Origin of the sequence: Acetobacterium sp. (genome assembly GCF_039830195.1) — a bacterium.
Taxonomy (GTDB): Bacteria; Bacillota; Clostridia; order Eubacteriales; family Eubacteriaceae; genus Acetobacterium.
This window is the reverse complement of record NZ_JBDODG010000019.1, coordinates 41,029-53,337: the sequence shown is the minus strand read 5'-3', so window position 1 is coordinate 53,337 and position 12,309 is coordinate 41,029. Positions and strand designations below refer to the sequence as shown.

11 protein-coding genes are annotated in these 12,309 nt (G+C 35.1%); 1 reads left to right on the top strand and 10 read right to left on the bottom strand.

Going from position 1 to position 12,309, the window contains the following annotated elements; all coding sequences use genetic code 11:
• Window positions 1–200: 200 nt before the first annotated feature.
• The 3 genes from ABGU93_RS07195 to ABGU93_RS07185 form a co-directional block, all read right to left on the bottom strand.
• Window positions 201–4,343, bottom strand: coding sequence for a leucine-rich repeat domain-containing protein (locus ABGU93_RS07195; RefSeq protein ID WP_347412797.1), 4,143 nt, complete (start codon window positions 4,341–4,343; stop codon window positions 201–203).
• A 185-nt stretch (window positions 4,344–4,528) separates the two neighbouring features.
• Window positions 4,529–4,741, bottom strand: a complete 213-nt coding sequence (locus ABGU93_RS07190) for a DUF3006 domain-containing protein (protein WP_347412796.1) — start codon at window positions 4,739–4,741, stop codon at window positions 4,529–4,531.
• Between the two features lie 11 nt (window positions 4,742–4,752).
• A complete protein-coding gene (locus ABGU93_RS07185) occupies window positions 4,753–6,303 on the bottom strand; it encodes an MBL fold metallo-hydrolase (RefSeq protein ID WP_347412795.1) in 1,551 nt (516 codons plus the stop codon).
• A 144-nt stretch (window positions 6,304–6,447) separates the two neighbouring features.
• Here ABGU93_RS07185 and ABGU93_RS07180 point away from each other — a divergent pair, with 144 nt between their 5' ends.
• Window positions 6,448–6,693 carry a hypothetical protein gene (locus ABGU93_RS07180; protein WP_347412794.1) on the top strand — a complete coding sequence of 82 codons (246 nt, stop codon included), beginning with the start codon at window positions 6,448–6,450 and terminating at the stop codon, window positions 6,691–6,693.
• A 36-nt stretch (window positions 6,694–6,729) separates the two neighbouring features.
• Here ABGU93_RS07180 and dinB read toward each other — a convergent pair whose 3' ends face one another.
• The 7 genes from dinB to ABGU93_RS07145 all read right to left on the bottom strand — a co-directional run bounded on the left by dinB (window position 6,730) and on the right by ABGU93_RS07145 (window position 12,180).
• Complete coding sequence (dinB, locus tag ABGU93_RS07175) at window positions 6,730–7,983, bottom strand: DNA polymerase IV (protein ID WP_347412793.1); 1,254 nt, start codon at window positions 7,981–7,983, stop codon at window positions 6,730–6,732.
• A gap of 160 nt (window positions 7,984–8,143) precedes the next feature.
• Window positions 8,144–8,545 carry a hypothetical protein gene (locus ABGU93_RS07170; protein WP_347412792.1) on the bottom strand — a complete coding sequence of 134 codons (402 nt, stop codon included), beginning with the start codon at window positions 8,543–8,545 and terminating at the stop codon, window positions 8,144–8,146.
• Between the two features lie 191 nt (window positions 8,546–8,736).
• Window positions 8,737–9,408 (bottom strand): Abi-alpha family protein, encoded by a 672-nt coding sequence (locus ABGU93_RS07165; RefSeq protein ID WP_347412791.1) that lies wholly within the window; start codon window positions 9,406–9,408, stop codon window positions 8,737–8,739.
• A gap of 144 nt (window positions 9,409–9,552) precedes the next feature.
• Complete coding sequence (locus tag ABGU93_RS07160) at window positions 9,553–9,900, bottom strand: hypothetical protein (RefSeq protein WP_347412790.1); 348 nt, start codon at window positions 9,898–9,900, stop codon at window positions 9,553–9,555.
• Window positions 9,901–10,041: 141 nt separating this feature from the next.
• The gene (locus ABGU93_RS07155) at window positions 10,042–10,239 is read right to left on the bottom strand and encodes a hypothetical protein (protein WP_347412789.1); all 198 of its coding nucleotides are present in this window, start codon (window positions 10,237–10,239) and stop codon (window positions 10,042–10,044) included.
• Between the two features lie 303 nt (window positions 10,240–10,542).
• The gene (locus tag ABGU93_RS07150) at window positions 10,543–11,301 is read right to left on the bottom strand and encodes a hypothetical protein (protein WP_347412788.1); all 759 of its coding nucleotides are present in this window, start codon (window positions 11,299–11,301) and stop codon (window positions 10,543–10,545) included.
• Between the two features lie 123 nt (window positions 11,302–11,424).
• Window positions 11,425–12,180: a DNA adenine methylase gene (locus tag ABGU93_RS07145; protein WP_347412787.1), complete on the bottom strand. Its 756-nt coding sequence runs from the start codon at window positions 12,178–12,180 to the stop codon at window positions 11,425–11,427.
• Window positions 12,181–12,309: the final 129 nt, after the last annotated feature.

The following is a 12,309-nucleotide window of genomic DNA, read 5'->3' as shown; positions in this document are numbered from 1 at the left end:
CCACCTGTCGCAAATTTATAAACATTATTCCATCATGAATAATATTTTACTCAGCTTCCCCCAATTCTAAAATACAGTTGAGTTTCTACAACAACAGACTCTGCCGAAACAAGTACATAGACTAGCAATTTTTTCTCTACCATTTTTCCTAAACGGTTTTCAAACAAAAATATAAACTCATCTACAAAAAGTACTTATTTTTATGATAAACGACCTAAATAATCAACTAATTTAGGCAAGTGATTTGTAGCTACATCAATGATCGTTGCCAAATTACCTCCTAACCCTAGAAAACTTGTAATATTGTTCCATAAACTCTTTTTACTTTCATCCGATTTCCCACTATCAAGTACATTTTGCAACTCACTATTGACATCATTCGGTAATTCTTCGGTAGTGATTAAATATTTCAACATGTTTACAATTTTATTAATATCTTCATCACTAAATTCTATTGTCTGGTTAGTTGCATTTTGTGTTTTTATTTTTTGATTACCTTCGACATTATTTTGAATTCCACTAGAACTATTAATTACAATCTTGCCAATCTTCAAATTTTTTATTTCTCCTTTAATAGTCTCTTCTCTAAAAAAACGCATTAATAATACATCTGGCTTGACATATGCATCTGAATCCGCTAAATATATTTCATTATTGGGTTTTGCTTTATATTGATTACAAACACTTAAATAATCAATTTTTCCATCCTTCACAAGGTTACCATCTGCATCCTTCAAGCGAGTGTAATGGAGCATTTCATTTGGAATAATGTTCATCTCTGCGAATATTTTTCTAATCTCTTTTCGCATGATTTCTAACGCTGTATAGTTTTCGAGTGGATTACTGGCATTTATATACAAGTTTAGACTACGATCATCTGAAACCAAAATCACATCGTTGTCATCCCAACTTAACCATGCTCCACTGCGCCAAATGCACCCGAGATTCAACCAATTGTACTGATTTATCATTAACTTATGAAGTACATTAGATGGAATATAAGGAGCCTCCCACGAAAGATGCATCGCAGTTTTCTTATTGAATTTTTCTTCTTCTTGCGGAGTATTTACAGGGAGTCGAAGTGGTATCAGTTCTGATTTACCCATTTTATAGGAAATCCCAAATCGACGCATAACTTGGAGTATATAATCAACTTCGATTGCTGAGTATCTAATATTCTCTTTTACATCACCTGCAAAACTTTTATTCATTACTTCATTAATTTCTTGATGCGAAAGAATTCCTTGTTCTTTAGGTAAACGTAATATCATACGATATATTCCATTAGTTAACCATTCAGGGTTTAGAACCTGAAACATTTCTAAAACACTTGTGTCGATTTCTCTTTCATAATAGTTAGATACCCCAAGATCTTTAAACCAGCGAAGCAGATTATTTTGCGTCTCCTCATGGTTTATTCCGTTATATTTACAGATATTGCGATAATCATTAATACTTATATAATCGTCTTTCATCAACTCAAGTTTTTCTTTAACTTTTAACCATTTTTTGTTAAAAAGAAATCTATACCAGTCTGAATTACTAACAGTTGAACAAATAACACTTTTTAATTGTTCAATAGTATTTCCATTCAAAGAGCCTTCAGCGACTTTTTCATTCTGGTGGGCAGAAACATATAATACTTGCTTCAACATTGGGTATTTTGCGTAAAAATCTGTTTGATTTATTGATATATTAGGATTATTTTCAATTTTATTAAAAACTAAAATAACAGGGCAACCAGGTGCAAATGCTTTTACTGTTTCAAGCCAGTCAGTTACATATCGCTCAACATACGTATCATTTCTACTTTCAACAACAATAACATATACTGTTCGGTCAGTAAGGAAGCATCTGTGCATAGCGTGCATGATATGTTGACCTCCGAAATCCCAGATTCGCAATTTCACATCTTTATCATCTATATTAACTAGCAGATTTTCAATCGACACCCCATGAGTAGAGCTTTTTTTCCTATCACAATCTCCTGTTATTAGACATTCAATTAAAGAACTTTTACCAACCTCACCATCGCCAATAAAAATGACCTTGCTTTCATTTATTTCTTGTAAACCATCTTTGTAGAACTCTTTAATAGTTTCTATTGGCTGTTCAAATAATGTTTTTTCCATGAAACGAAAATTTACATTGTAAATATTAATTCCTTTTTCATTCGTTACAAACTTATTCTGAATAAATGGTAATTTCAATCTAAGAAGTTCCTCTGGTACACTATCAAGACATGTATCATTGAGACCTAATACCCGCAACTTTTTAAGATTATGCAACTCAACAGATATCTTACTAATAGGTGTTCCGCTTAAATCCAGGCAGGTCAAGTTTTTCATTCCTCCCATCGATTTCGGTATCACGCTAATCTTCGTTCCACTTAAATTCAGACTGGTCAGGTTTGTCATTCCATCTATCGATACCGGCAACTCGCTAATCTTTGTACTGCTTAAATTCAACCTAGTCAGGTTTGTCATTTTACCAATCCACTCCGGCAGCTCGCATACCTTTGTTTTGCTTAAATTCAACCTAGTCAGGTGTGTCATTCCACCTATCGATACCGGCAACTCACTGATCTTTGTTTCACTTAAATCCAGACTGGTCAGGTTTGTCATTTTACCAATCCACTCCGGTAACTCGCATACCTTTGTTTTTCTTAAATCCAACCTAGTCAGGTGTGTCATTCCATCTATCAACTCCGGTAACTCACTGATCTTTGTTTCACTTAAATCCAGACTGGTCAAGTTTGTCATTTTATCAATCCACTTCGGCAATTCACTTATCTCTGTTCTACTTAAATTCAACCTAGTCAGGTTTGTCATTTCTTTCATTGACTCCGGCAACTCGCTAATCTTTGTTCCACTTAAATCCAAAGTGGCAAGGCTAATCATTTCTCCCATCCGCTCCGGCAACTTATGGATCTCAGTATTACCTAAATCCAAAGTATTCAAAGTTGTCATCCCTTCCATCAACTCCGGCAACTCACTGATCTTTGTTTTGTTTAAATTTAGACTGGTCAGGTTTGTCATTTTACCCATCCACTCCGGTAACTCGCTAATCTCTGTTCCACTTAAATCCAAAGTGGTCAGGTTTGTCATTTTACCCATCCACTCCGGTAACTCGCTAATCTCTGTTCCACTTAAATCCAAAGTGGTCAGGTTTGTCATTTTACCAGTCCACTCCGGTAACTCACTAATCTCCGTTCCACTTAAATTCAAAGTGGTCAGGTTTGTCATTTTACCCATCCACTCCGGTAACTCGCTAATCTTCGTTCCACTTAAATTCAAAGTGGTCAGGTTTGTCATTCCTTTCATCGACTCCGGTAACTCGCTAATCTTCGTTCCGCATAAATCCAGTTTGGTCAGGTTTGTCATTTTGCCAATCCACTTCGGTAACTCGCTAATCTTTGCATAACTCAAATTCAATCCGATTAGGTTTGACATTCCTCTTATCCACTCCGGTAACTCGCTAATCTTTGCATAACTCAAATTCAATGCGATCAAGTTTGTCATTCCACTTATCCACTCCGGCAACTCGCTAATCTTTGTTTTGCTTAAATTCAGACCGGCCAGGTTTGTCATTTTACCAATCCACTCCGGTAACTTATGGATCTCAGTATTACCTAAATCCAAAGTATTCAAAGTTGTCATCCCTTCCATCAACTCCGGCAACTCACTGATCTTTGTTTTGTTTAAATTTAGACTGGTCAGGTTTGTCATTTTACCAATCCACTCTGGTAACTCAGTAATCTCTGTTCCACTTAAATCCAATGTGGTCAGGTTTGTCATTCCTTTCATCGACTCCGGCAACTCGCTAATCTTTGTTTTGCTTAAATCCAGACTGGTCAGGTTTGTCATTTTACCAATCCACTCCGGTAACTCAGTAATCTCTGTTCCACTTAAATCTAATGTGGTCAGGTTTGTTACCCTTTCCACACATGCCGGCACCTCTCTGATCTCTGAATTATTTAAACTCAATCTAATAAGTGATGGACATTGTTTCACTAAATTGCTTATATCTTTATTCGAAAATACATTTCCATTTACCAATAACTCTTCTAAACAATTTGTGTCGCTGAATGTTGGTATATTATCAAAATAAATATTGTCCAAAATTAATTTTTCAACTTTTCCATCTAATATTGTATAGATTACCCCAAATGGAGATTTTTCAAATTCACTAAAGTCCATAAGTTCATCGTAAAGATCTCTTGGCAATATATTAAATAAATTTTTATATTTACAAAAGTCAAATTTTTCTTCAAATTCAAGCTTATCTTCTAACTGATACATATGATTTTGACATTTTTTTTCTAACCAAAACAGTAATTGCATAACTCTTTCTCCATTAATATAAATATATTTTCACTCTAAAAAAGCTGCCGAAAATCCACACACAAATCGAATACAAAAGTATAAAATACCTTTCATTAGAAAATTCCGACAAATAAACTTTCTCTTTTCATTGCAAATCACCTTTTATTGTTGTAATCCCTCATTTAATACATTATTTCGAACTATCATTTCCACAAACTTTTTGTAATTTCCCCAATTTCTTTTCGCCTTTTCTCAGTAGCCTCATGGTCAATAATAATATCTCCATTTTCTATTATCAGGACGTCCCCTTCTTTTGCATCTTCCGGAGTTACAATTCTAGGAATCTCAATCATAGATCTATCTTCTTTTTCGCAAACCGTTGCTCTTCCTTCGAATCGATCAATTATTACTTTCATAGTTTCACCTTTTATGGATTGCATTTACTGCATGGACCTAATCCCTGGGCAATTGCGACCGACTTCATGATTGGTATTTTACTTTTGCTGAGGTAAGAACATCCATCTCGATGGTATTTCGTTCCCGTATTCGTTTTGTACACAGTGTAGTCCACGGGTGTTTCAGGAGTTGGTGTTGGTGTAGGATCCGGCGTCGGCGTTGGTGTAGGTGGTGGCGTTACCGGATCAGGATTAGTTGGGTTTACATTAAATGAAATACTCGTTCCATCACTTGTAGCCACAATTGTCCCGTTTACATCTGTTCTAAATATTTTAGCCCCATTGTTTTCCAACCTTGTTACAACACTTGCAGCCGGGTGTCCGTAAGAATTGCCGGCGCCTACGCAGATAATCGCAAATGATGGACTAGTGGCATTTAAAAACGCTTGAGTAGTTGACGATGTGCTCCCATGATGTCCAACTTTTAGTACATCAACATTTAAATCACGACCGGAATTGATCATAGCTGATTCATTTACTGCTTCCGCATCTCCAGTGAATAAAAAGCTATTATTGTTATAATCAACCTTCAAAACAATTGAATAGGTGTTTAATTCTGAAGCATCCGGATCCATTGGTCCTAGTATCGTGCAAGTTGCATCGCCTAATTTAAATGTCTCGCCAACATTCGGTTTTGAAATTGACATTCCTTTATTATTAATCGCAGTGATGACATCCTCAAAAGTCTTTGTTGTTGCAACAACTTCTGGCATATAGATCTTACCAATCTGGAAGCTGTTGATAACATAATCAAGCCCGCCGATGTGATCTTCATGCGGATGCGTTCCAATTACATAATCAAGAACTGAAACACCTTGATTTGTAATATAGTTTTTAACTAAAGTTGAATCGTCGTTGTTCCCAGCGTCAATCAGCATCGCATGATCGCCCTGCTGAATGAGTATACTATCAGCCTGGCCAACATCAACATAACTTACTTTTAGCTTGCCATATGTTGGTGTATTTATCACAAATGGATTTTCAGTGCTTCCAGGTGCTGCTGATCCAGCCGGTACAATTTTGACTCTTATTCCTTCAAGCCGATAACCAAAGCCAGCTGTTCCTGCACTCTCTCCATTCTTGGCCCAGCCCATCCATCCTATATTTTCAGCATGAACCTGATAATAAATATCAAACTTGCTGGCATCGGTCCCGGTCAGCTTAATCTGAATACCTTCCAGTCGATAAGATAAACCTTCAGTTCCACTCATTTGACCGTTTGACTTCCAGCCCCTCGTCGTATCAGCTTCCCAGCCGATATTCTGAATATGGGTTTGATAGGTTATCCCTAAATCGTAGCCTTGATTATCTAACTTAACTTCGATTCCCTCTAATCGAAGCCCTCTGCCCGACGTGCCGCTCATGTTGCCATCGGATACAAAGTCCTGCCATCCCACATTTTGAACGTGGGTATGATAACTTGCTACTGGCGTTGATGCTGCTGAAGCACTAGCTGGTACCATTCCAACAATCATGAACAAAGTTAATAGCACCACAAAACACTTATGAATACTTTTCCTCATAAATTCGTCCTCCTTCTCACTATTTCTCTTTAATAACGATTGTAACATTATTATTGAGAAGTATTCAACAGTAAAAATTATTCAAATTGATTGATTATCATATTAATAAATGTTTTAATTACTGCAAAGGAAAGCGAGGACGATATGAATAATTTAAAAACTGCTCTTCAAAAATACTTAGAAGACACCTATAAAGAAATGACCATCGCCAAAGATTATGAATCTCTGAAGATGGTCCATGATATGGCACTGGGCGTATTGCTTTACTGTTTTAACGCTGGAATACTTGCTGATTTAGAAAGAAATAAATTGGTTGATGAACTCAACACGAAATATGGGTCACTTTGGCTTGCATTACTGAAAGAGATAGCACATTCAGTGCAAAAATAACATGTCCTAGTAAACTCCTGATGTTTTTACTTATTACTAAAAATACCCAATCGGATAGATAACATGATCTTTTTTAGCATCCAGGTTTCCCATTTGATCGTCAATGGTTAACGCCCTCCGTATTGCCAAATTTCCAAAGCGTTTTCTTAAACCATCGATGGTATCGTCAAGTCGAGCCTGTCTCACCCGCAATTCTTCATTGCCAAATAAATCTAATTGTATTGGTGTTGAATCAGGTACCAGATCGGTCACCCTTACGCCCATGGATCGGATATCAGAACTAAAATCATAGTTTCTTACAAATAGATCGATGGCTGCTCTGGCAATCTCATTTGTGAGATCTGATGGTTTCTGAAGCTTCATTTGTCGGGTAAAGCTATATAGTTCTTTATTTCGAACGTGGATAGCCACCGTCTGGCAATAGCATCCAGTTTCCCTTAAACGCATAGCTACGCTTTCTGTTAACATATAAATGATGATTTTTACATCCCTAAGGTTCTTGAGATCCCTAGGAGTTGTAATACTGTTACCAATACTCTTAATTAAACGTTCGTTTCCATTATAATGTTCGTCAAATGGTTTAACCGGGCTGTCGTCAAGGCCATTAGCAAACCGCCATAGAACTACGCCCATTTTTCCAAAAACAGTAACGAGAAAATCAACCGAAGTGCTGGCCAATTGACCAATAGTATAAATCCCATATTTTCGAAGCTTATTTTTCGTAGATCGCCCAACGTAAAGTAAGTCCCCTACATCTTGTTCCCAGACAATTTGTTTATAATTATCTCGTGTAATAATAGTGATCGCATCCGGTTTCTTATAATCCGATCCATACTTCGCAAAAATTTTGTTCCAGGATATGCCAATAGAAACCGTTACTCCCAGTTCATCTTTGATTTCCGAGCTGATCTTATTAGCGATCTTCTCACCTGATCCATGAAGTTTTATACTATTTGTTACATCGATCCACGATTCGTCCAATCCAAACGGTTCAACCTGATTAGAATATCGGTTATATATTTCCCTTGAGAGTTTTGAATAACGCAAGTAACGCTCGTAATTTGGGCGCACTATAACAAGATTGGGGCATTTTCCCAATGCTTGTCCTAAAGTTTCTCCCGTCTTCACTCCCGCTTTTTTGGCTTTCTCATTCTTAGCCAGTATAATCCCATGACGTTTTTCAGGATTACCACCAACAGCCACTGGTTTATCTCTGATCTCTGGGTTATAAAGACACTCAACACTTGCATAAAAACTGTTCATATCTGAATGCAAAATTACACGATCCATTTATCCACCTCACAAAAGAACGTTTGTTTTATAGTACATCCGTTCTGTTGTAAAGTCAATAAAAAAGAAGATGCTAGATCTTGGCACCTTCTTTTATGATTTTCACACGCCATGCATTGCTAACTATGATATTGATTGCATAACGGCGTATTTATTTTTTTCATAATATGATTCGATAGTCCCTATATGTTAACCCTTCGCATTTGCAAACATTTTCCCATGATCCATTATACTTTTTACATAGCTTGATCATTTCCTTTTTTTCAGCACTAATATTTGCAATTAAGAGAGAATCAATTTTCTTTGTTCTACAATAATTCAAGATCCAATCAATAATCTTTGATCCAGTTCCAGTATTCCTTTTTATTAAATAGAGTAAAGCCAATCTAAATTCATTTTCTTTAACTCTGAAATCAATTTGAAAATCAGAATTAAAGTCATATGGGTATTCATTGATATTAATTTTATTGCCAACAGACTTGACAATAACTTTTATTTCCTCTCGGTCTTCCAACATTTGAACCAAGCCTTCTATATCTTTTTTTAGTTCTAAATTATCCATATTCTCTTCAACTCCGTAGGTTTGTCCCAACTTATAATATACTTTCGTCTATTCTAAATCTATATATGAAAAAACGCCACCTATTAGGATTAAATATTTATTCAAAAATCATTCCCACTTTTGAGGCACTATACCACATTTCTATAAAAACCTGTATTTGTCATTATGATAATCAATTTTCTTTTTTTAATTCAAAGATCCAAAGTACACGATTCAACAAACCGTTTTCCCAACAAAGTAGGTTTGACAATTTCGAAAATTTCATCCGGTGCAAATAAATCTCTTTGTGATATACATCCTAATCGCAAAAGATTAGACAGTGCTAATTTAATCGGTTCATTTTCTAATCTGTCATCCCGTTTATAATTATCTTCTACAATAGTTACTTTTTCCGGAAGCCCAATTGTTAAGACACCTCTGTTTTCTGTTTCTTCAAACGGTAATTCATAAATTTTAATCAAAATTTTAGCTTCTAAAGGACTCAATCTTTCTAAAATATCCATGAATGTTCTGTTTAAGTAAATACCAGTTTCTTCAATCGACGAGTTAATTAAAAGGTTTACCCACATTTCTTGCAGAAAATCATTCGTTTCTAGTGACGTTGCCTCCAATAGATGGGCGGTTAGCTTTAATTCAATAGGTTTTAATATATATGGATAACCTATATCATCAAGTTTCTTTTTGACTCTTATCAGGAAATTAATTTGGTTGTTTAACTTCATTTCCGAAATCTTATCATCAAGAATACCTAATGCGTTCTTTATGCTTTCAGGAATTCCAGAGACGCTCGCAAAATCTATCGCTTTACCCGCTGTCGATGACAATGCAGTAACCATTTTTATAAGTTCTAATCCTTCACACATAATATCATCCCTCCCATTTTTTAATTATAATCCAAAAAATAAAAAAACACCACCCCTAAGGGTGGTGTCAAATTTTAAATGGATGATATTGCTAAATCACTACTTTCCATAGTTATTTATTTTTTGAGTAAAAACAGATTTAAGCTAAAGGATTGTATTAAAGGAATCCAAAATTGCCAAGAATGTTATAAAATTGCTTACTACTATAGCACATGTCAACCCTGTCATATATTTCATACAATCATTCTTTATATGATCCTCCATGATTTCGAAAGATTTTTCAGCTAATTCTATAATTATCAATCCAACAATGTAATCTACGATCACTGTCCCAAATAATCCTACAAAAAGAGTTACAAGTGCGCTAGGTGCTCCAGTTTCTAGAATAATAAAAGCCGGCCAAAAAATTCCAAATAAATTCACAATTAGAACAAGAATAGTGTAACTACTAAGACAAAATATTAAAATTTTTTTTGATTCAGATATATTCATTTTTGATTCTCCCATTCTTCATATTAAAACGAATATGCAAGCTTAAATAAAATATCATTTGCATAACGATTATATTAAATATTATATACGATAGCATTTAATATTTCTAGTCGAAAATAGAACCTTTACTCAAACAAATTTCTACGCTTCTTGATTGGCAAAATTGCAAATTCCTTTTGCAATTGCTTTTCCATAATTCTGAACATCCACCAACGTATTGATATCTGCCTGGATTGACCCAGTTTCAAAAATACAGGCAATCATGTTCGTTCCGGAAGCCTCATAATCATCCGCTCCATCACGCCACGGGTGCCCGTACCCAGACATATGCACAACCATAAAACGTTGCCAATTTATTTAATTTAGATGATAACACACTTTTTTCAAAATCATATTCTTGTTTAGATTGTCACAATTTAAACTTTCTTCTTATTTTATATGTTTTATAGACAGTACCCTGATTAAGAGTCGGGGAAGAATAGTAGTCTCACTGAACCTTGAAGTAATACAGCCATTTTATCGCCATTTTTTTCAAATTATAAATTTTCATTGATTGAACCGTTCCTTTCAAGCTCATTTGGACTGTAAACGCTGTTGCGAAAGCAAATATCATAACTTCATCAGCATAGCATTTAATTTATCTTATCGGATATTTGTTTTTTCTTTATCATCGGAGTCATTTTTACCATCAAATAACGAACATTCCCAAATTGTCTCACAATCGTATTCATGGACAAGATACTGAAGAATTACAATAAAAGTTGGTTGATGTTTATTTTGAAAGCAGCTAATTTTATCCAAATTTTCATTATTTACCCAAAAATAGGTCCCGTTACACTCTATCGATTTTGATAAATCTTCTATAAGTTTTTGGAGTCCTATAATATAAAAATCAATAAAGTCTCTTGTTTTTGATCCGACGAATGGATAAATGAATTGCCATTTAATATGGCTTATTTTTATCTCATCTATAAGCTTGCTGAATTTATTTTGTAGTAATGATATTTCAATACTTTTATCAAAGTCATTTTTATCAGTTGGATTATTTAAATTATCAAGCAAAGTCTTTATTTTAATAGTATCGCAAACTTCTATTAGATCGTAACACTCTTTCACTCCAATATTACTGTGATTAACTATCATAGCGTGTTTTCTATCTAATTCAGCTGATTTTTTTGTTGTGATTATAGTCCAAGTTACTGCAATAATAGTTGCAGCTGCGCCTAAAAGGGTGCCATAATACGAAAGAACATCTGAAGCATTCCATAAAGTGAAAAATATTTTATTTTTCGAATCATACACTTTGTCAATAATAAAAGGGCCAATAATTGCAAAACTAACCCCTATGATAATTCCCAATAAAACCTTATACTTTCGAATAAAATCTTTTAACTTTGCCAAGCTATCACCACCTACTAATAATTATTCCACTAACAATTATTGCAAAAAATGAAAAATACAAACTTGCTCAAACCACATACCAAAAGCCCCCAGACCGTAAGGCCCTTTAATATAAGGTAGATTTTAGTAATTCAAGATTATTACTTCTTTGTATTCTTTATCTTTTCCATCATATCGTTCAAGCAGCGAATTTCTCCGGCTGACTTCAATCAAGTTGAAATCCTTATACAAATCCCGGATAAAATCATCATTGTTATAACTCAGTATAAACTTTCCTTTGATTTCTTTCAAGGCATCTCTTAATCTTTCATGATCCGTATCTCCGAAGCCAGTTTGATAATATTTTTCTGTCCCATGATAAGGTGGATCAAGATAGAAAAGAGCATTGGGACGATCATGAACTTTGATGATCCGTTCAAAATCTCGGTTTTCAACCACCACGCCATTCAGCCGTTCACTGATCTCGCTCAGATAGTCTGTGCTTTTAGCGAGGTTCTTTTTAGTCGCTCCATAGGTCTTTCTATCAGCTCCGTATGAAGTTTTTATGATCATAAAATACCGCCCAGCACGTTGAATATCGGTTAATCCACGCATATCAAGCTGAGATTTGAAATCTTCGAAAAACTCCCTGGAGTTCAGCACGCAGGAAATTTCTTTTTTTACCTCATCCGGGTGAAACTTCACGCACCGGAATAAATTGGCCAGCTGACCGTCATAATCATTATAAATCTCCAGATCGGCATGCCTATCTTTTGCAAAGAGCACCCAACCGGCACCGCCAAAGACTTCAATGTATCGATCAAAGTCCTTTGGAAACATTTCAATTATTGTTTTTCTTAACAGGCGTTTCCCGCCAATCCATGGTATAAAACTATTCATTTTTCCTCCTGAAAATATAATATGGCCACCCGAAGGTGGCCGTGAAGCTTACTTGACAAATTTTCAGTCAAGATCATTATACGTCTATAAATAAACCGTCAAGATCGATATACTTTATTTATAATTTTG

What these genes read in the sequence shown, in the direction of transcription:
- ABGU93_RS07195 (WP_347412797.1), bottom strand. Translation starts at nt 4,343, where the DNA reads ATGCAATTACTGTTTTGGTTAGAAAAAAAATGTCAAAATCATATGTAT.
- ABGU93_RS07190 (WP_347412796.1), bottom strand. Translation starts at nt 4,741, where the DNA reads ATGAAAGTAATAATTGATCGATTCGAAGGAAGAGCAACGGTTTGCGAA.
- ABGU93_RS07185 (WP_347412795.1), bottom strand. Translation starts at nt 6,303, where the DNA reads ATGAGGAAAAGTATTCATAAGTGTTTTGTGGTGCTATTAACTTTGTTC.
- ABGU93_RS07180 (WP_347412794.1), top strand. Translation starts at nt 6,448, where the DNA reads ATGAATAATTTAAAAACTGCTCTTCAAAAATACTTAGAAGACACCTAT.
- dinB (WP_347412793.1), bottom strand. Translation starts at nt 7,983, where the DNA reads ATGGATCGTGTAATTTTGCATTCAGATATGAACAGTTTTTATGCAAGT.
- ABGU93_RS07170 (WP_347412792.1), bottom strand. Translation starts at nt 8,545, where the DNA reads ATGGATAATTTAGAACTAAAAAAAGATATAGAAGGCTTGGTTCAAATG.
- ABGU93_RS07165 (WP_347412791.1), bottom strand. Translation starts at nt 9,408, where the DNA reads ATGTGTGAAGGATTAGAACTTATAAAAATGGTTACTGCATTGTCATCG.
- ABGU93_RS07160 (WP_347412790.1), bottom strand. Translation starts at nt 9,900, where the DNA reads ATGAATATATCTGAATCAAAAAAAATTTTAATATTTTGTCTTAGTAGT.
- ABGU93_RS07155 (WP_347412789.1), bottom strand. Translation starts at nt 10,239, where the DNA reads ATGGTTGTGCATATGTCTGGGTACGGGCACCCGTGGCGTGATGGAGCG.
- ABGU93_RS07145 (WP_347412787.1), bottom strand. Translation starts at nt 12,180, where the DNA reads ATGAATAGTTTTATACCATGGATTGGCGGGAAACGCCTGTTAAGAAAA.